General features: G+C 67.9%; 17 protein-coding genes. 8 read left to right on the top strand and 9 right to left on the bottom strand.

The features are described 5' to 3' along the window. Window positions 1-119: 119 nt before the first annotated feature. From ptsP to AB4Y91_RS15030, 3 genes are all read left to right on the top strand, one after another. Complete coding sequence (gene ptsP / locus AB4Y91_RS15040) at window positions 120-1805, top strand: phosphoenolpyruvate--protein phosphotransferase (protein WP_441419238.1); 1686 nt, start codon at window positions 120-122, stop codon at window positions 1803-1805. 41 nt (window positions 1806-1846) lie between these two features. Continuing rightward, window positions 1847-2293, top strand: a complete 447-nt coding sequence (locus tag AB4Y91_RS15035; protein WP_441419237.1) for a helix-turn-helix domain-containing protein — start codon at window positions 1847-1849, stop codon at window positions 2291-2293. A gap of 74 nt (window positions 2294-2367) precedes the next feature. Beyond that, entirely contained in the window at window positions 2368-2640 is a 273-nt protein-coding gene (locus AB4Y91_RS15030; RefSeq protein ID WP_441419236.1) for a hypothetical protein, read from the top strand. Window positions 2641-2650: 10 nt separating this feature from the next. Here the strand turns inward: AB4Y91_RS15030 and AB4Y91_RS15025 are convergent, their stop codons facing one another. Continuing rightward, window positions 2651-3871: a PucR family transcriptional regulator gene (locus AB4Y91_RS15025; RefSeq protein WP_441419235.1), complete on the bottom strand. Its 1221-nt coding sequence runs from the start codon at window positions 3869-3871 to the stop codon at window positions 2651-2653. Window positions 3872-4115: 244 nt separating this feature from the next. Here AB4Y91_RS15025 and ald point away from each other — a divergent pair, with 244 nt between their 5' ends. Then, on the top strand, window positions 4116-5234 hold the full coding sequence (gene ald, locus AB4Y91_RS15020) for an alanine dehydrogenase (RefSeq protein ID WP_441419234.1): 1119 nt from the start codon (window positions 4116-4118) through the stop codon (window positions 5232-5234). 77 nt (window positions 5235-5311) lie between these two features. Here the strand turns inward: ald and AB4Y91_RS15015 are convergent, their stop codons facing one another. From AB4Y91_RS15015 to AB4Y91_RS14990, 6 genes are all read right to left on the bottom strand, one after another. Beyond that, entirely contained in the window at window positions 5312-6364 is a 1053-nt protein-coding gene (locus AB4Y91_RS15015; RefSeq protein WP_441419233.1) for a Gfo/Idh/MocA family protein, read from the bottom strand. Between the two features lie 127 nt (window positions 6365-6491). After that, window positions 6492-8186, bottom strand: coding sequence for an ABC transporter family substrate-binding protein (locus tag AB4Y91_RS15010; RefSeq protein WP_441419232.1), 1695 nt, complete (start codon window positions 8184-8186; stop codon window positions 6492-6494). Window positions 8187-8239: 53 nt separating this feature from the next. Next, window positions 8240-10492 carry a dipeptide ABC transporter ATP-binding protein gene (locus tag AB4Y91_RS15005; protein ID WP_441419231.1) on the bottom strand — a complete coding sequence of 751 codons (2253 nt, stop codon included), beginning with the start codon at window positions 10490-10492 and terminating at the stop codon, window positions 8240-8242. Beyond that, window positions 10489-11454 carry an ABC transporter permease gene (locus AB4Y91_RS15000; RefSeq protein WP_441419230.1) on the bottom strand — a complete coding sequence of 322 codons (966 nt, stop codon included), beginning with the start codon at window positions 11452-11454 and terminating at the stop codon, window positions 10489-10491. Before AB4Y91_RS15000 ends, AB4Y91_RS15005 begins: the two co-directional genes overlap by 4 nt. Before the next feature lie 2 nt (window positions 11455-11456). Next, entirely contained in the window at window positions 11457-12443 is a 987-nt protein-coding gene (locus AB4Y91_RS14995; protein ID WP_441419229.1) for an ABC transporter permease, read from the bottom strand. A 364-nt stretch (window positions 12444-12807) separates the two neighbouring features. Beyond that, entirely contained in the window at window positions 12808-13461 is a 654-nt protein-coding gene (locus AB4Y91_RS14990; protein WP_441419228.1) for a TetR/AcrR family transcriptional regulator, read from the bottom strand. A 126-nt stretch (window positions 13462-13587) separates the two neighbouring features. On the opposite strand from AB4Y91_RS14990, the gene AB4Y91_RS14985 reads away from it, so the two are divergent. From AB4Y91_RS14985 to AB4Y91_RS14975, 3 genes are all read left to right on the top strand, one after another. After that, window positions 13588-14151: an NAD(P)H-dependent oxidoreductase gene (locus AB4Y91_RS14985; RefSeq protein ID WP_441419227.1), complete on the top strand. Its 564-nt coding sequence runs from the start codon at window positions 13588-13590 to the stop codon at window positions 14149-14151. A 132-nt stretch (window positions 14152-14283) separates the two neighbouring features. Then, entirely contained in the window at window positions 14284-15576 is a 1293-nt protein-coding gene (locus AB4Y91_RS14980; RefSeq protein WP_441419226.1) for an aminotransferase-like domain-containing protein, read from the top strand. A gap of 64 nt (window positions 15577-15640) precedes the next feature. Next, window positions 15641-16072: a universal stress protein gene (locus AB4Y91_RS14975; RefSeq protein WP_175323500.1), complete on the top strand. Its 432-nt coding sequence runs from the start codon at window positions 15641-15643 to the stop codon at window positions 16070-16072. A gap of 59 nt (window positions 16073-16131) precedes the next feature. On the opposite strand, the gene AB4Y91_RS14970 is transcribed toward AB4Y91_RS14975, so the two are convergent. Beyond that, window positions 16132-17721: an AMP-binding protein gene (locus AB4Y91_RS14970; protein ID WP_441419225.1), complete on the bottom strand. Its 1590-nt coding sequence runs from the start codon at window positions 17719-17721 to the stop codon at window positions 16132-16134. 225 nt (window positions 17722-17946) lie between these two features. Between AB4Y91_RS14970 and AB4Y91_RS14965 the strand changes: the two genes are divergently transcribed. After that, entirely contained in the window at window positions 17947-18294 is a 348-nt protein-coding gene (locus AB4Y91_RS14965; protein WP_441419224.1) for a hypothetical protein, read from the top strand. A 195-nt stretch (window positions 18295-18489) separates the two neighbouring features. Here AB4Y91_RS14965 and AB4Y91_RS14960 read toward each other — a convergent pair whose 3' ends face one another. Then, on the bottom strand, window positions 18490-20013 hold the full coding sequence (locus AB4Y91_RS14960; protein ID WP_441419223.1) for a dihydrolipoamide acetyltransferase family protein: 1524 nt from the start codon (window positions 20011-20013) through the stop codon (window positions 18490-18492). Window position 20014 lies beyond the last annotated feature (1 nt).

Raw genomic sequence — 20014 nt, 5'->3', positions numbered from 1 at the left:
TCAGGTACCGCAAGTTGCCGGTTGACGTAGTGGACAGCCGCAGGAAATCTAGGATCTAGCGGTTCAGTGGCGGCACCTGGACTGACTTACTGGCTCACGGCAGAGAATGAGGACTTTCAGTGCAGAACTTCCAAGGAGTAGGCGTCAGCCCCGGCCGGATCATCGGCACCATCCGGCAGATGCCGAGGCCGGTCAGTGAGCCGCCGGCGGGCGAACAGCTTCCGGCCGGCGTCTCCCCCGAGGAGGCCACGGCGGCCCTGAAGGCGGCGGCGAAGGCCGTGCACGACGAGCTCAAGGCGCGGTCCGAGACGGTCAGCGGCGACGGCAAGGCCGTGCTGGAGGCCACCGCGCTGATGGCGACCGACACCATGCTGCTGAAGTCCGCCGCCAAGCTGATTGGCCGCGGGACCTCCAACCAGCGCGCCATCTGGGAAGCCGGCGCGTCCGTCTCGGAGATGCTGCACAACCTCGGCGGCTACATGGCTGAGCGGGCCACCGACGTCCTGGACGTGCGGGCGCGGATCGTGGCCGAGCTGCGTGGCGTGCCCGCCCCGGGCATCCCCTCCGCCGCCACCCCGTTCATCCTGATTGCGGAGGACCTGGCGCCGGCGGACACGGCCACGCTCGATCCCGAAAAGGTGCTCGCACTGCTGACCGCCGGCGGCGGCCCGCAGTCGCACACCGCGATCATCGCCCGCTCCCTCGGCCTGCCCGCCGTCGTCGCTGCCGCCGGCGTCGACGCCTTGCCGGACGGCACGGAGGTCTACGTCGACGGGGCCGCCGGGACCATCACGGCTGAACCGGACGACGCCCAGCGCGCCGCCGCGGAGCATTGGGCCGCGACCGCGTCGCTATTGGCGGACTTTGACGGTACCGGTGCGACGGCGGACGGCCACCTCGTGCCGCTCTTGGCCAACGTGGGCGGGGCGAAGGATGCCGTGGCCGCGGCCGGGCTCAACGCCCAGGGCGTGGGCCTGTTCCGGACCGAGTTCTGCTTCCTCGAACGGGATACCGAACCCACCGTGGAGGAGCAGGCCGCCGCCTACAAGGGCGTCTTCGACGCCTTCCCCGGCAAGAAAGTGGTGCTCCGCACCCTCGACGCCGGCGCGGACAAGCCGCTCCCGTTCCTGACCGACGCCACCGAGCCCAACCCGGCCCTTGGCGTCCGCGGTTACCGGACCGACTTCACCACCCCGGGAGTGCTGGAACGCCAGTTGCAGGCCATCGCCCTGGCGGAGCAGGAATCCGAGGCGGACGTCTGGGTGATGGCACCGATGATTTCGACGGCGGAGGAAGCCGCACGATTCGCGTCCCTGTGCGCTGCCGCCGGGATCAAGACCCCCGGCGTCATGGTGGAGGTGCCGTCCGCGGCGCTGACCGCGGAGGCCATCCTGCGGGAAGTGTCTTTCGCGAGCCTGGGCACCAACGACCTGACCCAGTACGCCATGGCCGCGGACCGGCAGCTGGGCCCGCTCGCCGCGCTGAACACCCCGTGGCAGCCGGCCGTGCTCCGGCTCGTGGGCCTGACGGTCGAAGGTTCCGCCGCCGAAGGCCACGGCAAACCGGTGGGCGTCTGCGGTGAGGCCGCGGCGGATCCTGCCCTCGCCGTCGTGCTGACCGGGCTGGGCGTCACGACCCTGTCGATGACGGCGCGTTCCATCGCGGCCGTGGCAGCGGTGCTGAAGACCGTGACCCTGGCCGAGGCGCAGGAGCTGGCCAAGCTGGCACTTTCCGCCCCGAGCGCCACAGAGGCGCGCGCCTGGGTCCGGGCCAAGCTGCCGGTGCTGGAAGAACTGGGTCTGTAACCGGAACGTGAGGCCCTACCCGGGGCGCTAGGATGCACTCCATGACACTGATTGCTCCCCGGGTGACCGCCGGGCTTCCTGCCGAAGACGCACAAAAACTCAAGTACGCGCTCAACGGCAGCAACGACATCACGGTCTTCGTCGACGGCACCGTGCACCGCCTGCCGCCCGCGGCAAGGGACGCCGTCGTCGACCTGCTGGGCCGCTTCAGCCGGGGCGAGTCGGTCACCGTCAGCAGCGTGGAGGAGATGCTGACCACGTCGAAGGCGGCGGAGCTGGCGGGCATCTCGCACACGTACCTGCGGAACATGACGGACCGCGGCGAGATCCCGGTCGAGTACCGCGGCACGCACCGGCGGATCCGGCTGGCCGACATCATGGCGTGGCTGGAGACGCAAAAGAAGAAAACCGCCGCGGAAAATGCGGCACCCGAGGCCGTCGGCGACTCAGCTGACAGCAATGACAGCGGCGGCGCGGATGCTTCGTGACGGCGTGATAAGGATCAAACAACGATCCCGTCCCGGCGCGGAAACGCGGCAGAGGCCGGGGTTACGCTTGAATTGTGGGTAAGTTCAGAGGGTGGCACATCCTGGCCGGCATCGCCGCCATGGTGCTCACCGGCATCCTCGGAACGGTGATGGGGCTGAACAACACCGCGGCGTTCATGGCCAGCTGCGTCGCGTTCGTGGCCGTCGCCCTGTGGATGGACAGCCGGATATCGCGCCGGAGGCGCACAGCGCGGGAGACTGCGCCCGATGCGCTTCGGGAGGCGGCGCGGCCGCTGGCCTCCCGCCCCGACAGCGAGCAAGACTCCGCCCTCCGCGACGACCGCTAGCCGGGGCAGCCTAGATCCTTGGCCTTTGGGCCCAGCGCCGCGCCTTCAGCGCCGCGTGCAGTTCCAGCCGGACCATTCCCTTGAGCGGGTCAACGCCCAGCACCTGGCGGATCCTGCCGAGCCGGTTGTAGATGCTGCTCCGGTGCAGGTGCAGCTTGGCCGCCACCTCCTGGACCGAACTGTCGTTATCGTAGAAAAGCTCCAGCACCGGCAGCAGTTCACCGTTCCGGTCGTGGTCCTCCAGCATCCGGAAGTACACCGAGCCCGCATCCGCCCAGGCTCCGGCCCCGCCGCCGGCCGAGGCCAGCAACTGGTAGAGACCGGTGGCACGGCAGTCCACCAGCTCGCCCAGCTGGGGGTCCACGGCCGCGGCCTGCGCCGCCTGCCGGGACTGCCGGTACGCCTCGGCCAGTTCCCGCGGCCGGGAGAAGCCCTCGGAGGTGCCGAGGATGATCCGGCGGACCGGTCGGCCCGCGCGCTTGGCCAGTTCCAGCTGGTAGTGGACCAGCACCTGGGCGTGGTTGGCCCGTCCGGTGGATTCCTTGAACAGCACGACGGCGTGTGTCTCGGTCCCCGCGCTGAACAGTGCCGCGTCCACACCGATGGTGGCCTGCAGCGCAGCGGACCTGTGGATCAGTGTGGAAGCGATCGGGTCCGAACCCTCCGCCCAGCCGTCGGCGTCGAGGACGGTCACCAGCTGCCACGGCCCGCGGCCCTGCACTTCCTTCCAGCCCGCGACGGCGGCGACGGCGTTCGCCTCGCCCCGGCAGGCGGCGAGGAACTCCTGTTCGCGCCGGCGGCGGAACTCGGATTCGGCCGTGTTCGAGTCCAGCAGCAGGGCGGAGAGCTCCTCCAGCTCGCGCGCCACCTCCGGCAACTGGGCCAGGACGGTGCCCGCGGTGGGCTCCGCGGCGTCGAGCTGGACCCAGAGGTAGCCCACCCGGAATCCGCGGACCAGCAACGGGACACAGACGCGCCCCAGCATGCCCAGTTCCTCGTTGGCCGGCACGACGACGGGCCGCACCGCCGTCGCGATGCCGTGCGAGAGCTGCCAGGCGCTGACGTCCGCCGCGACGCGCTTGCTGAGCAGGAAGTTCACCCGGACCCGGTCCGCGTGCGACTGGTTGGAGCTGTAGGCGAGCAGGACGCCGTCGAGGTCTTCGAGCGAGAGCCCGCGCCCGAGCCGCTGGGCCACCCGCTCCACGAGCTGCTCTACGTCCTGCTGCTGCATGCTGCCACATTACTGCCCCGCGGGTCCCGGGGCCGAACGGAACGGCGACGGACAAGAGGCGACACCTGACGTTCCCTGACTCGACAGTTGTCGAGCCGAGCTTTTGGAAATTCCCGGAAACACGCGGGTGCGGCGTGGGGCGGGACCGGCGGCCCTGTCGCCTGCCTCACAGCCGGTTCTATTCTGGAATCACGACTTCCCCCGCACACCCGGCCCGCGCGGCCACCACCACTGGAGCCCAAAAATGATCATCGGCGTCCCCAAAGAGATCAAGAACAACGAATTCCGCGTCGCCATCACGGCCGCCGGCGTGCACGAATTCCGCCACCACGGCCACACCGTCCTGGTCGAGCGCGGCGCAGGCCTGGGCTCCGGCATCACGGACGAGGAATACGCCATTGCCGGTGCCGAGATCGTCGCCGAAGCGGACGACGTGTGGTCCCGCGCCGACATGGTCATGAAGGTCAAGGAGCCGGTCAAGGCCGAATACCACCGGTTCCGCAAGGGCCTGATCCTCTTCACCTACCTGCACCTGGCCGCCGAGCCGGAACTGACGCAGGAGCTCATCAACTCCGGCGTCACCGCCATCGCCTACGAGACCGTGCAGGAAGGCCGTACGCTGCCGCTGCTGGCCCCGATGTCCGAGGTTGCCGGCCGCCTGTCCGTGCAGGTCGGCGCCACCTCGCTGATGGCTCCGGCCGGCGGCAAGGGCGTGCTGCTCGGCGGCGTCCCGGGCGTCCGCCCGGCCAAGGTCGTAGTCCTGGGCGCCGGCGTGGCCGGCACCAACGCCGCCGCCATGGCCCTGGGCCTCGGCGCCGACGTCACCATCCTGGATATCAACATCAACCGGCTGCGCGAACTCGACGCCCAGTACCAGGGCCGCCTGAAGACGGTCGCCTCCAACGCCTACGAGATCGAGAAGTCCGTGGTCGACGCCGACCTCGTGATCGGTTCCGTGCTGATCCCCGGCGCCAAGGCCCCGAAGCTGGTCACCAACGAGCTCGTCTCCCGGATGAAGCCCGGCTCCGTGCTGGTGGACATCGCCGTGGACCAGGGCGGCTGCTTCGAGGACACGCACCCCACCACACACCAGGAACCGACGTACAAGGTCCACAACACGATCTTCTACTGCGTCGCCAACATGCCCGGCGCCGTGCCGAACACCTCCACCTACGCCCTGACCAACGTCACGCTGCGCTACGCGGTTTCGCTGGCCAACCTGGGCGTCAAGGCCGCATTTGAGCGCGACGCCGCCCTCGCTGCCGGCCTCAACATCGCCGCCGGCCAGGTTGCGCACCGCTCGGTCTCCGAGGCGCACAACCTGCCCCTGGTCGCGGACTGGCACGAGCTGGTCTCCGCGTAAGTTCCACCGGCATCGGCTGCTCCGTAAACGCCCTTTTGGACCCCCCAAACGGCGTTATCGGAGCAGTCGATGGGTGTTTAAACGAGCTCCCGGGCCTGTTCGATCAGCCGCAGCACTTCGACGGCGTCGGCGGGATCCACCGGGAGCGGCAGAGCCGAGGACGTGCCGCCGTCGATGATTTTCTCGGCGAGGATCCGGTAAAACTCCGGGTACGCGCCGCGTTCGGTGGGCAGGCGGTCCAGGTGGCCGTCGCGGCCCAGCAGGCCGGCCCACTCGCGGTCCTCCACGCCGTAGGCTGCGTCGAGCGGACTCCCGCCGGCGGCGAGATAAGGCTCCTGCGGGTCCACGCCGTGTTTGGTGAAGCCGCCGTCGCTGCCCAACAGGCGGTAGCGCGGCCCCTGCTGGGCGCACAGCAGGTTCATCGAGAGGTGGCTCGTCACCCCGGAATCATGCCGCAGGGCCACGAAAACGTCGTCGTCCGCCCGTTCCCCGGGCCGCCGGGCCGCCAGTTCCGCGTGGATCACGGCGGCAGGGCCGAAGAGCGCGAGCGCCTGGTCCAGCAGGTGCGTGCCGAGGTCGAACAGCACCCCGCCGCCGTCGTCGGGGGTGGCCGCCGCCTTCCACGCTTTCGTGACCTTCGGCGCCCAGCGCTCGAAGCGTGATTCGAAGCGCGTGACCGTGCCCAGGACGCCGCTCTCCAGCAGGGCGCGCACGGTCAGGAAATCGCCGTCCCAGCGCCGGTTCTGGAAGGCGGTGAGTACGCGGCCCAGCCGTGCGGCCAGGTCCATCAGCTCCCGGCCCTCGGCGCTGCGCACCGTGAAGGGCTTGTCAACGACGACGTCGAGGCCCGCCTCCAGCGCGGCTTTGGCCAGCGGGTAGTGGGTGGCCGGCGGCGTCCCCAGCACCAGCAGGTCCAGCCCGCCGGCGAGTTCGAGGACGGCGGCCGGGGTATCGACGATCCTGGCCGCCGGGTAGGCCGCGGCGGCCGTCGCCTTCCGGCCCGCGTCGGAGGTGGCAATGACGTCGAGGGAAAAAGCCGGGTTGGCCGCGATCAGCGGCGCATGGAACACGCTGCCGGAGAGGCCGAAGCCGGCGACTGCGGTGCGGATGGGCGGGGAGGAAGGTGCCATGCGTCCACGTTACCCGCCCGCCCGAGGCTCCCTCAGGCCCGGCAACAACGCAGGCGACCCTCCCCCGCAGAGTGGGGAGGGTCGCCTGGATTGCTGCCCTAGGTGAGGGAGCGTCGGAAGGGAAGGCTTACTTCTGCCAGCCGACGAGGCTCCAGTCCGGGGTCTGGAACAGGGACGCGCCATAGTTGGCAAGGCCCGTGCGTGCGAAGTAGATCTGCGGGCCGTTCATGATGACGCCCATGGAGAAGTACTTCGCCATGTGCTTCTTCTCGACCTCCATGGCGGCCTTGTTGCGCTGGGCATCGTCCTGGATGGAAGCGAGGTCCTTGATTTCCTTGTCCAGTTCGGCGTCGCCGAGCTGGTTTTCGTTGGTCTTGGAATCGTAGAACTGCTTCACACCCGAGGTTGCGTCCGAGCCTACGGTGTAGCCGCTGATGGTGAGCTGGAAGTCGCGGCTGCCCACAACCTTGCCGAAGTCGGCGTCGCCGCGCTGGTCGATGCCGACGTCCATGCCGGCGGCCTGGAGCTGCTTCTGCAGGGTCTGAACGGTGGCGAGCGAGGTGGGGTCGTCACCGAAGTTGGTGATCTTGAAGGAGACGGGCTTTCCGGCCTTCTCCATGATGCCCTTGGCGTTGGGGGCGTAGCCGGCCTCGGTCAGGGCCTTCTTCGCCGCGTCGGCGCCAACATCCTTGACCGGGTAGTTGTCCTGGTAGTACTTGGAGAACGGCATCAGCATCATCGATCCTGAGCTTTCCTCTTCCCAGTTCAAGCCACCGAAGCGCACGGCGCGGATGGCCGGGCGGTCGACGGCGGTGAAGATCGCCTTGCGGACGGCGACGTCGGTCAGCGGGGCCTTCAGGGCGTTGAGGTTCAGGCCGCCGGCGAACAGACGCTGGCCGCGGCGGACCTCGGAGTTTTTGGAGCCTTCGAGCTGCTTGTACTTGGTCAGCGTGCGGCCGTCAGCCATGTCGATCTCGCCGTTCTTGAACGCTGCGATCTCGGCGCTGGCCTCGAGCTGGCGGAAGACCACCTTTTCCAGGACCGGCTTTTCGCCCCACCACTTGTCGTTCGGGACCATGGTGACGGTCTTCGCCGCGGAGTCGAACTTGTCGACCTTGAACGGGCCGGCCATCCACTCGGGGTGCATCTGGCCGGAGAACCCGGTGTTGAAGAGCTCCGGCGTGTTGACGGTCTGCGGGATGAAGCCGCCGAAGATGTCGCTCAGCGGGTAGACCGGCTGGGTGGTGGTGGCAATGACTTCCTTGTCGCTGCTGCCGGCCTTGACGGAGTCGATGAACTCGTAGGCACCGGACGAGACAATGTCCACGTCCTTGTTCTTGCCGTTGAGCATCTTCCAGGTGTTGACGAAGGTAGCGGCGTTGATGGGGGTGCCATCGTTGTACACGGCCTTCGGGTTGATCTTGATGGTGATGGTCTGCTTGCCATCCTTGACCTCACTCTTGAAGTCTTCGCAGAAGTTTTTGTTCAGGTTCGCGGTGCCGTCGAAGTCGAGCTTCCAGCAGCCCACGTAACCGGCTTCGTCGATCGGGTAGTGCAGCTCGGTGTTGTCCGCGGAGTTACCCGCATTGGAGAAGCCGTTGAAGTCCGGGCCGATGTTGCCGACCGGCAGGGTCACGGTGCCGCCCTGCTTCAGTTCGTCGGCCTTCTTGGCGTTGACGCTGACGAGCTTGTTGAGGTCGCCGTTGGCGTCCTGGGCCTTGGCGCTCTCGGCGGTCGTGGTGGCGCCGCCTCCGCCGCATCCGGTCAGCGCGAGGGCTGCCACTACGGCGGCCACCCCGCCGATCTTGGTCAGATTCTTCATAATGATCCCCTTCATTTTTGGTGCGAGTTGTGGTTCAGGTGCGGTTTGGTGCGTCAGAGGGACTCGTGGACAACCAACATGTCCGCGTCCAGTTCGCCGTCCGGGTAGAAACAGGCGAATTGCTGGTCTGTGGAGGCCGACGGCGAGGCGTCGGTCCGGGGGCCGGTGGCCGGGGCAGGCGCCGTCGCGGTTTCCAGCGGCGGCTCCAGGGTCAGGCACTTTTCCTGCTTGGCGGCCGGGAGTGCGGCGAAGACCGGGCAGCGGGTGGCGAAGTTGCAGCCCTTCGGCGCATCGAGCGGCGACGGCAGGTCGCCCTGCAGGATAATGCGTTCGCGGGTGCGCTCCAGCTGCGGGTCCGGCACCGGGATGGCGGAGAGCAGGGCGCGGGTGTAGGGGTGGCGCGGGTTGTCGAAGACGCTGTCGACGTCCCCGATTTCCACGATTTTGCCTAGGTACATCACGGCCACACGGTTGGAGATGTGGCGCACCACGGACAGGTCGTGGGCCACCATCAGGTAGCTCAGCCCGAGTTCGGCGCGGAGTTGGTCGAGCAGGTTGATGACGCCGGCCTGGACGGAGACATCCAGCGCGGACACCGGCTCGTCCAGGACCACGAGTTTGGGGTTCACCGCCAGGGCGCGGGCGATGCCGATGCGCTGGCGCTGGCCGCCGGAGAACTGGTTCGGGAAGCGGTTGACGTGGTCCGGCTGGAGGCCCACGAGCTCCATCAGCTCCATGATCCGCTTCCGGATCGCAGGCTTGGCCATCCCGGAGTTCTCCAGCGGCTCGGCCAGCACCTCGTAGACGGTGAAGCGCGGATCCAGGGCGCCGGTGGGGTCCTGGAACACCATCTGGAGTTCCTTGCGCATGGCGGCCTTGGTCTTGGCGTCCGAGGCGGCTTTGTTGCTCAGGCCGCCGATGGTCACCTCGCCGTCCTGGTCGCGGTGGAATTCCATGATTTCCAGCAGCGTGGTGGTCTTGCCGCAGCCGGACTCGCCCACGATCGAGAAGCATTCGCCCTCGCGGATGTCGAAGCTCAGACCGTCCACGGCCTTGACCGTGCCGATCCGGCGCTTGAGCAGGGCGCCCTTCATCAGCGGGAAGTGCTTCTTGACGTCCTTGAGCTCCAGGACAGCCTTGCGCTCGGCCCGGGGCACCGCGTCGAACCGGGAGACGGGCACCGCGGGGGCGTGGAAGATTTCGTGGACGTCCACCTCGGTGGCAAGGGAATCGGTTTTGATGCAGGCGGCCTTGTGCTCCAGGGTGCCGTCGCCGGTGCCGCTGACCGGCCAGAGCTCGGGTTCGCCCTGCAGGCAGGCCTCGCTGACCAGCGGGCAGCGCGGGGCGAAGGAGCAGCCGGTGGGCGCGTGGATGAGGTTCGGCGGGATGCCCTCGATCGGCACCAGCGAGGTCTTCTCGGCCACGTCGACGCGGGGAACGGCGCCCAGCAGCCCCATGGTGTAGGGCATCCTGGGGTTGTAGTAGATGTCGTCGACGCTGCCGGTCTCCACCGGCTTGCCGGCGTACATCACCATGATGTCGTCGGCCATTCCGGCCACGACGCCCAGGTCGTGCGTGATCATCACGACGGCGGCGCCGGTTTCCTCCTGCGCGGTGTGCAGCACCTCGAGCACCTGCGCCTGGATGGTGACGTCGAGCGCCGTCGTCGGCTCATCCGCGATCAGAACGCGCGGGTTGTTGGCAATCGCGATGGCGATCATCACCCGCTGGCGCATACCGCCGGAGAATTCGTGCGGGAAGGCCTTGAGCCGGTCCTTGGGGCTGGGAATGCCCACCATGCCCAGGAGTTCGACGGCGCGGGCCTCCTTGGCCTGCTTGCTCATGGTCGGGTTGTGCACCGTGAGCGCCTCGATGATCTGGTTGCCTACGGTGTAGACCGGGGTCAGCGAGGACAACGGGTCCTGGAAGACCATGGCCAGCTCGTTGCCGCGGTAGCGGCACATGGCCTTGTCGCTGAGCCCCAACAGTTCCTGGCCCTTGAGCCGGACGGAGCCGGTGACCTCGGCGGTATCCGGCAGCAGGCCCATGATGGCCATCGAGGTGACGGACTTGCCCGAGCCGGATTCGCCGACGATCCCGAGGGTCTTTCCCGGCATCAGGTCGAAGTCGATGCCGCGCACAGCGTGCACCACGCCGTTCTCGGTGTTGAAGCGGACGTTGAGGTCGCGGACGGAGAGCACGGCACCCGCCGGCGCATCTGCGTAGTGCCCGCCGGCGGTGTGCAGGCCGGCCACGTGCAGCCGTTCGGCGGTGCTGAGGTCGGTGGCGGTGGTATCGCTGCTCATGAGGTCTTCTTCTTTTTCTTGGCGCTGCCAATGGAGCTGGAGCTGGGATCGAACGCGTCACGGAGACCGTCGTTCATCATGGCGAGCGAACCGGTCAGCAGGAACATCACGGTCAGCGGCACCCAGAACATCCACGGGAAAGTGGAGACCTGGGAGGTCGCCTGGCCGATCAGCACGCCCAGGCTCACATCCGGGACCTTGATGCCGATGCCGATGAAGGAGAACGCGACCTCGGCGAGGATGGCGCCGGTCACGCCGCGGGTGATGTCCAGGACCAGCAGCGAACCGATATTCGGCACGAGGTGGCGCCAGACGATGCGGCGCGCGGGGATGCCCATGTACTGGGCGGCTTTGACGAAGTCGCGCTGCATGAGCGACATCGAGAGCGAGCGGATCAGGCGGGCGGTGCCCATCCAGTTGAAGATCAGCAGGACGATGATCAGCAGCAGCCAGCTGGGGAGGTTCTGCTGCAGCCCGTTGCCGCCGCCGCTCGTGGCCACGGCCACGACCAGGAGGGCCGGCATCATGATCAGGGCTTCCAGGATGAACAGCATCACCTTGTCGACCTTGCCGCCGAAGTAGGCCATGGTGCAGCCGTACACCGCGGCGATCAGCACTGACACGAGGCCGACGACCAGGCCGATCAGGATCGAGACCCGGGTCCCTTCCACGGTCAGGGCGTACAGGTCGATGCCGGCCTGGGAGGTGCCCAGCAGGTGCTCCGAGGAAGGGCCCATGCCGATGTTGAAGGGGTCGATCGTCTCCTTGTCCCAGCTGGAGAAAATCCCGCCGATCAGGGACAGCACGGTGAGCAGGACGAAGATCGCCAGGCCGGTCACGGCGGTCTTGTTGCGCAGGAAGCGCCGCACGATGATCCGCGACTTCGCGATCACGACGTCGTTGTTCTTGATCTTGGCTTCTTCCGCGACGGCGGCCGGATCGATGGCGTTCAAGTTCGTCATGGCTACTGCACCCGCACTCTCGGGTCGACAAGGGTGGTGGCGAAGTCGGCGAGGATCGCCCCGATCGCGAAGATCACGGAGCCGTAGGCGAGTGTCGCCGTGGCCGCGTTGACATCCTGCAGCGCGATCGCGTCGATGCTCCAGGAGCCGACGCCGTGCCAGGCGAAGATCTTCTCGGCGAAGAAGCCGCCGGCGAAGATGGCCGGGATGGTGAAGGCGATGCTCTGCGCCACCGGGATGAACGAGACCCGCAGGGCATGCCGGCTGATGGCCTGGTTGCGGGTGAGGCCCTTGGCCCGGGCGGTGCGGACGAAGTCGGCGTTGACGTTGTCCAGCAGGTACTGGCGCTGGGCGATCTGGTAGGCGCCCCAGCCCACGATCGTGATGGCGAAGGTCGGCACGGCGTAGTGGGCCATCATGTCGACGAACTGCACCCAGCCGTCACCGTCCAGCCCGGGTGTGGAGATGCCGGTGACGAAAAAGATCCGGTCGCCCACGGTTTCGTTGATGTTGATGGCGCCGAGCTGGACCAGGAAGTAGGCGATCGGGGCCGGCACGATGTACACGAGGTAGCTGTACGAGGTGATCGCGCGATCGGAGAACTTGTACTGCCGGGCCGCGGTGTAGACGCCGAGGGCGACGCCGATGATCAGGGTGAGGATGATCGAAGCCAGGAACAGCCGGGTGGAGATCCAGACCCGGTCGCCGAACTCGGCGTTCACGAAGGCGCCGTTGGGGCTGCGTCCCCAGTCCCAGCGCGTGACGATTCCGGTGAGCCAGTCCACGTAGCGTTCCCAAGGGCTCAGGGCAGGGTCCAGTCCTTTGAGTCGGAAGGAGTTGGCAACCTGTTCCGGCGTGGGGCGCGGAATTTTTTCCTGCTCCAGCAGCGCCGGCTGCAGGCTGGTGACCGCCAGGAAATACCCGGCGCTGGTGGTCAGGAAAATCATGAATGCATACGTGACGGCACGTTTGGCAAGGTATCGGAGCATGGGGCTAGTTCAGGATCGCCGTGGTCTGCGCGGTTCCGGAGGCCACCGGACGGGCTGGACCAGCCTGTCCGCAGGCCGGGGTCGTTACAACATTCACAGCGTGGTTCCTTCCGTCGTCCCCCCATAAGGCAGCGGGGTGTCCGCTGCCGATCCGGGATCTCGGCCAGCGGGTGCCTGGCCCCCCGCAGGCCTTGCGGCCAGCCCAGCCGGGCTATGTTGCGGGTCACATTCCAGAGGAAACTACCACATAGAAATTGCGGGGAGGCGCGCGAAAGGGGGCGAAACGGTATGCCCACTACCAGATCGTTATGAATAACTCATTTGAATTGATTTGACTTGGCAGTCTCCGCGCGGGTCGGCTAGCCTACGCGCCGCGCACCACCCGGGTGGCCAGCTCCCGCCAGGACTCAACCAGCCGGTCCGGGGCGACCCCGTGGACCCGCACCGCATGCAGGATGCGCTCCGGCTCGAGGGTCACGCTCAGGGCGCCCGCCATCAGCCAGGGATCCGCACTGACCCCGGCTTCGCGCAGCAGCAGTTCCAGATGCCGGTGCCAGAGCACGGCGGCGGGCACATCGAACCGGTTGTGGGCGGACGCATCCGCGGCGCGGGCGAGCTCACCAAATTCCAGCACCCAGGCAATCCGTTCCGCGCCACAGGCAATCAGCCGTTCCAGGGGCGGCGCACCGGGCCCCAGCGGCGGCGGCCCGAACATGAACCGGCCCTGGAACTGCGCCTCGGCATCACTGAGCAGGCTCATCATGAGTCCCGCCCGACTGCCGAAGCGCCGGAAGACGGTCCCCTTGCCCACGCCGGCGCGCCCGGCCAGGGACGCCATGGTGAGGCCGTCCGCCCCGCACTCCTCAATCAATTCCCGGGCGGCCCGGAGCAACAATTCACGGTTGCGGGCGGCATCCCGGCGTTCAGACTCGGCCGCGCCCCGGACGCCGGGACGATTGCCGGGGTGGGCCGGAGGGTCGTCTGCTTGCCCGCCGGGCCGAATTGGGATGAGGCTCACAACGCCCAGTCTAGCCCCGGGGGAATAATAAGCGGACCGCAGTCCGTTTAGCTTTGGTGAAGGCCATCAAAGCCTCCGCGACCATCCAGCCGCCGGAATCTCCGCGGCGCGTTTCAAGGAGTTCACATGATTACCAACACCGTTCTCACCCTGGTCGGCAGCCTGCGCGCCGGCTCCACGAATGCCCAGCTGGCCGAAGCCATCCAGCTCAACGCTCCCGAGCAGGTCGACGTCGTCATCCACGAGAGCCTCGGCAACATTCCGTTCTACAACGAGGACATCGACGTCGAGGGCCAGGTTCCCGCCGCCGCCGCAGCGCTGCGTGCCGCCGCAAACGACGCCGACACCCTGCTCCTGGTCACCCCGGAATACAACGGCACCGTTCCCGCACCGCTGAAGAACGCCATCGACTGGCTCTCCCGGCCCTTCGGCGCCGGCGCCCTGAGCGGCAAGCCCACCGCCGTCGTCGGCACCGCGTTCGGCCAGTACGGCGGCGTCTGGGCCCAGGACGAGGCCCGAAAGGCCGTCGGCATCGCCGGTGCCAAGGTGCTCGAAGACGTCAAGCTTGCCGTCCCCGGTTCGATGGTCCGCTTCGCCGAGGTCCACCCGAAGGACGACGCCGAGGTCGTGGAGCAGATCAAGGGCGTGTTCGAAGCCTTGGCCGAAGCCCGTACCGCCGACGCCGCCTAAGCAGGCTCATCACAGACCGACACCCCCGGCAGCGCCCCCCCACTGCCGGGGGTGTCCTGTGTCCGGGATCCCCTTGCCGTTCTTGTGAACAAAAGTTTTCCCCGTGACAACGCGGGCCTGTATCCTAGGATTGTGACCCACGAAACACTTGATGCCGCCGCAGAGCTCCTTCCGGCCGAGGCAATTGACGCAATCGAACGTGCGGCTACGTCCGCCCACCGCCACGAGAGGCTTTTCTCGGAGCGCGCAGCAAATATCAAGCAGTCGGCCGTCCGGGACGTCTTCGACATCTCCCTGCGTCCGGGCCTGGTCTCCCTCGCCGGCGGCAGCCCCTACCTCCAGTCCCTTCCACTGGAGCGGCTGGGCCAGTCCGCCGCGAAAATCATCGCCGAACACGGCCTGACGGCGTTGCAGTACGGCGGCGGGCAGGGTACCGAAGAGCTCCGCGCGCAGATCTGCGAGGTCATGGCCGCCGAGGGGATCCTCGACGCGAAGCCCGAAAACGTCGTCATCACCGCAGGCTCGCAGTCCGCCCAGGACGTCGCGACCAAGGTCTTCTGCAACCCGGGCGACGTCGTCCTCGTGGAGGATCCCACCTACGTCGGTGCATTGAACACCTTCGAGGCCTACCAGGTCGAGGTGGCCACGGTGCCGATGGACGAGCACGGGATCATCCCGGACCTCCTCGAGGCCAGGATCGCGGCCCTGCAGACCGCGGGCAAGAACGTCAAATTCCTCTACACGATCCCAAGCTTCAACAATCCGTCCGGTATCACGCTCGCCGCCGAACGCCGGCAGCAGGTAGTCGATATATGCCGCAACGCGAATATTCTGGTCCTGGAGGACAATCCGTACGGCCTGCTGCGCTTCGACGGCCAACCGCTGACCCCGCTGCGGGCCGGCAACCCGGACGATGTGATCTACATGGGCTCCTTCTCCAAGATCTTCGCCCCGGGACTGCGGATCGGCTGGGCCCTGGTCCCGGCGCACCTGCAGCGCCGCTACTACCTCGCCTCGGAAGCCGTCACCCTGTGCCCGCCGACGCTCAACCAGATGCTGGTCTCCGCGTACCTGCGCGACTACGACTGGCGCGGCCAGATTGCCACCTACCGCGGGCTGTACCAGGAGCGGTGCAAGGCCATGCTCGCAGCCCTCGAGAAGTACATGCCCGAGGGGCTGAACTGGACACGCCCGCAGGGCGGCTTCTTCATTTGGGTCACGCTGCCCGAGGGCATCGACACCTACCCGCTGTTGCAGAAGGCCATCGATGCCGGAGTGGTGTTCATTCCCGGTGCAGCATTTACCCACTCGGACGAGCCCTCCAACAAGTTGCGGCTCGCTTTCAGTGCGGTGCCGCCGGACGCAATCGAGGAAGGCGTCCGGCGTCTGGCGCCGGTACTGCGGGAAGCAGTCGCGGCGTTGTAGCCTGAACTATTGCTGTTGACTGAACGGCGCCTGACGTATTCATGCCTGACCAGAGGAGTCCCCTATGACCGGAATCATCGTTGTCGGCGTCGATGGCAGCGAGACTGCCCTGAAGGCGGCCCAAACGGCCCGGGACCTGGCTGTCTCGCTCGGCGCGACGCTGCACGTGGTCAGCGCGTTCGATAGCGACCGGACCGAGGTGTTCGGCAGCGGCAGCGACCGGTGGATTGTTTCCGACGCCGACGACGCCGAGAAGGTGGCCAAGGGTGTAGCCGACAGTCTCCGGACGGCCGGGATCAACGTCACCTACGCGGCAGCCCGGGGCAAGCCCGCGGAAGCGCTGATCCACGAGGCGGAACGTTCCGACGCGCAGATGATCGTGGTCGGCAACCGCCGGATGCGCGGCCTGGGGCGCGTCCTCGGCAGCGTTGCCAACAGCGTGGCCCACGGCGCCCCCTGCGACGTCTACATCGCCAAGACCGACAGCCCCGAGTAGCGGCGCAACTGCAGATGCCGGCGCAGCAGCCCTAGGGCTGCTGCGCCGGCTTTGCTGTCCTAGGCATCCACTGCCTTCAGCATCCGGCGCAGGATCTTGCCGGACGAGGACTTCGGCACCGCCTCGATGAATTCCACGCGCCGGATCTTCTTGAACGGCGCCACCCGGGCGGCTACGAATTCCTGCACCCCGGCTTCGTCCAGCAGCTCGCCCTCGGCGTTCGGCTGGCGCACCACGAAAGCCATCGGCACCTCCTGGCCGTCGGCGTCGGCGGTTCCGACCACGGCGGCGTCGGCGATGCCGGGGTGGGTAAGCAGCAGCGCCTCAAGCTCGGCCGGCGCAATCTGGTACCCCTTGTACTTGATCAATTCCTTGAGCCGGTCCACGATCGACACCACGCCGTCCGCCCGCACCGTGGCGATGTCCCCGGTGTGCAGGAAGCCGTCCGCGTCGAGGGTGTCAGCCGTCTCATCCGGCCGGTTCAGGTAACCGAGCATCACGTTGGGCCCCCGGCACAGCAGGTGGCCCGGGGCGCTGGTTCCCTCCGCGGGGACCTCGATTTCCTCGCCCGTGGCCGGATCCACCAGCCGGCAGTCCATGTTGGGGACGGTGTAGCCCACCGAGCTGACCGGAACCTCCGTCGCGTCGACCGGGATCAGGTGGGAAACGGGACTCATCTCGGTCATGCCGTAACCCTGGAGCACCCGGCAGCCCAGCCGCTCGGCCAGCCGCGCCCCCAGTTCGCCGTCCAGCGGCGCCGCGCCGGACAACGTGGTGTGCACGGAGCTGAGGTCGTATTCCGCCACCAGCGGGTGCTTGGACAGTGCCACGGCAACCGGCGGGGCAATGAAGAGATAGCTGCACTTGTGGTCCTGGACCATCCGCAGGAATTCCGCGAGGTCGAACTTCGGGATGGTGACCAGCCTTGCGCGTTCCCGGAGGGCCAGGTTCAGCAGCACCGTGAGTCCGTAGATGTGGAAGAACGGCAGCAGTGCCAGCAGCCGGTCGTCCGGCCGGACCTTGAGCAGCCCGCGCGACTGTTCCACGTTCGCCACGAGGTTGCGGTGGCTCAGCATCACGCCCTTGGGCCGTCCGGTGGTGCCCGAGGAGTACGGCAGCACGGCGAGGTGGGTGGCAGGGTCGAAGCTGACATCCGGGGCGGGTGCGCCGCTGGCGAGCAGCTCCGTCAGCGAGGGGTGACCCTCGGCGCCGTCGAGCACCACCAGCCGCTCCGCGGGGATGCCCACCTGGCCGGCCGCTTCCCGGGCGGCGGGCAGCAGGGCCGAGATCGTAAAGAGCCAGCTGGCTCCGGCGTCGGTGAGTTGTTTCGCGATCTCATCGGCCGTGTACAGCGAATTGACGGGAGTGACGGTGGCGCCGGCCCGCAGCAGGCCGTGGAACACGACAGTGAACGCCGGGATGTTCGGGCATAGGATGGCGGCGACGCCGTGGATGCCCAGCCCCTGGGCGGCGACGGCGCCCGCGAGGGCGTTGATCCGGTCGCGCAGCTCGCGGTAGCTGGTTTCGGCTCCGCTGCTGCCGTCGACGACGGCGACCCGGTCCAGGTCCGCCTCCTCCAGGCCGCCGAAGAGGTACTCGTAAAGGCTGACGTCGGGAATTTCTACAGCGGGGAACGGGCTCGAGAACACGCAAAATCTCCTTTGATCGGCGTTCGCCGGCTCGGCGGCGGCTGGTGCCACTCTAGTGCCGCCGCGCGGTTCCGGGACAGGATTCGCCTGGATTTGACCGCGGTCACCCTCTGTCGTGGGCAGCCTCACCCGGAATTACCGGCGACGGCGCGGCGCGCGGCGGTAAAATTGGAGGTGCCCCCGATGGTGCGGACAGACCTATCCGCCACCTCCCGGGGAGAAACCATGCCTGTTCTTCAGCGCCGCCAGCTCGTCGGCCACGACATTCTGCTGGCCCGCCATGGAAACCACATCAGCACGATGCGGGTCGACCGTGCCGCCGGCCGGGTGGTCGCGTACCTCGACGACGGCTCGGTGGACAGCGCCCCCAATTTGATCTCCCCGGCGCTGCGGATGCCCGATACGGTCCGGAGCATCCTGCGCGAGGACTGGAAGTTCCTGGGCGCGGTCACGGCCGGCAGTTTCGGTTTCGCCGGCGTGGTGTTTGCCGCAGCGGCCGCCGTTGCCGGCTGGGGCAGCGACCCGGGCATGACCGAGCTGCTCTCGACCTTCGCCGCCTACGGGTCGAACTAGGCGCAACACGCCCGGACCCCGCGTTCCCGCCCGGTTCTTGGGCATCTCCACTGCAGCGGGGTCCGCGCCGGCGCCGGAGAACCGCGGGATCCCGCCGCCCGGCCGGGTACTGGCCAGGAACTGGCCGGGAACAACTGGGCTGGAGCGTCGGCGGCCAGCGCCCCGGAGCGGCGGCCGGACCGGCGGCCGCCCAGCTCAGTCCAGCAGTAGTGCGGGCTCTTCGAGGATGGCTGCGACGTCGGCCATGAAGCGGGCCGACAGGTCTCCATCCACCACCCGGTGGTCGAACGAACCGCCGAGCGTGGTGATCCAGCGCGGGATCACCTCGCCGTCGAGCACCCAGGGCTTCTGCTTGATGGTGCCGAAAGCCACGATCGCCACCTCGCCGGGATTGATGATCGGCGTTCCGGTGTCGATGCCCAGGGCGCCGATATTGGTGACCGTGAGGGTGCCGCCCTGCATCTGCGCCGGCTGGGTCTTGCCCGCCCGGGCGGTGGTGGCCAGCTCATTGAGGGCCAGCGCCAGTTCCTTCAGCGAGAGATCCTGGGCGTTCTTGATGTTGGGCACCATCAGCCCGCGCGGGGTCGCGGCCGCGATGCCGAGGTTCATGAAGTGCTTAACGTGGATCTCGGCTGAGTCGCTGCCGTCCTCGGCATCCACCCAGCTCGCGTTGACGCTGGGGTTCCGCGCCGCGGCCCAGATGACGGCTTTGGCGAGGATCAGCAGCGGCGAAACCTTGATGCCCTCGAAATCGCGGGAAGCCTTGAGCCGCTTGACGAACTCCATGGTGCGGCTGGCGTCCACGTCCACGAAGATGCTCACATGCGGGGCCGCGAAGGCGGACTCGACCATCGCCCGTGCGGTGGCCTTGCGGACGCCCTTGACCGGAATGCGCTCGATCCGCTGCTCCTGGGGGCGGCCGGTCTTGCCCCAGAACGAATCCGCCTGGTCCAGCTCGGCGTCGCGCTGGGCCTGATAGCTGACGAGGTCCTCACGGGTCACTTCGCCGCGCGCGCCGGTGGGAACGACGTCGGCCAGGTCGATGCCGAGGTCGCGGGCAATCTTCCGGACCGGGGGTTTGGCCAGGACACGGTTGACGAGGCCGGTGATGGCCCCGCCCAGCGTCGGGCGCTGGTCGACAGCTTCGGCTTCCGCCGCGACGGGCGGTTCAGCCTGGGTGGCCGCGGACGGGCTGATCCAGATGTCGTGCGCCTCGATCCCGGCCCGTTCGACGGCGGGGGCGGAGGCCGCCGCAACCGGCGCGGAGATCCGGCGGCGCCGTTTGACGGCGTCGGCCTTCGGACCGGAACCGACCAGCGGGCCGCCGGCCGGGGGCCCGGCCGGCTCGGCGGTGTCGGACGCGTCCTGCTCCAGCTTTCCGTACATCGGCGCCTCGGGCGCCGGCGCAGCGGCAGCAGGAGTAGCCGCCGGAGTTGTTGTGGCAGCGGCGGCAACCGCCGGGGTCCCGGCCGGCGCGGCGGCGTCGGAAACGCTGATGATCGGCGTTCCGACGTCGACCGTCACGCCCTCCGGGACTAACAGCTCGGTGACAGTTCCGGCGTAGGGGGAAGGAAGCTCCACGAGGGACTTGGCGGTCTCGATTTCGCACAGCACGTCGTTGACGGCCACGGTGTCACCGGCCTTGACCTTCCAGGACACGATTTCGGCCTCGGTCAGGCCCTCGCCCACGTCAGGAAGGTTGAACTTGTTCACGGTCATG

This window comes from Arthrobacter sp. YAF16, assembly GCF_052113385.1.
Lineage (GTDB): Bacteria > Actinomycetota > Actinomycetes > Actinomycetales > Micrococcaceae > Arthrobacter.
The sequence above is the reverse complement of the archived record's forward strand: the minus strand, read 5'-3'. Positions and strand labels throughout refer to the sequence as shown.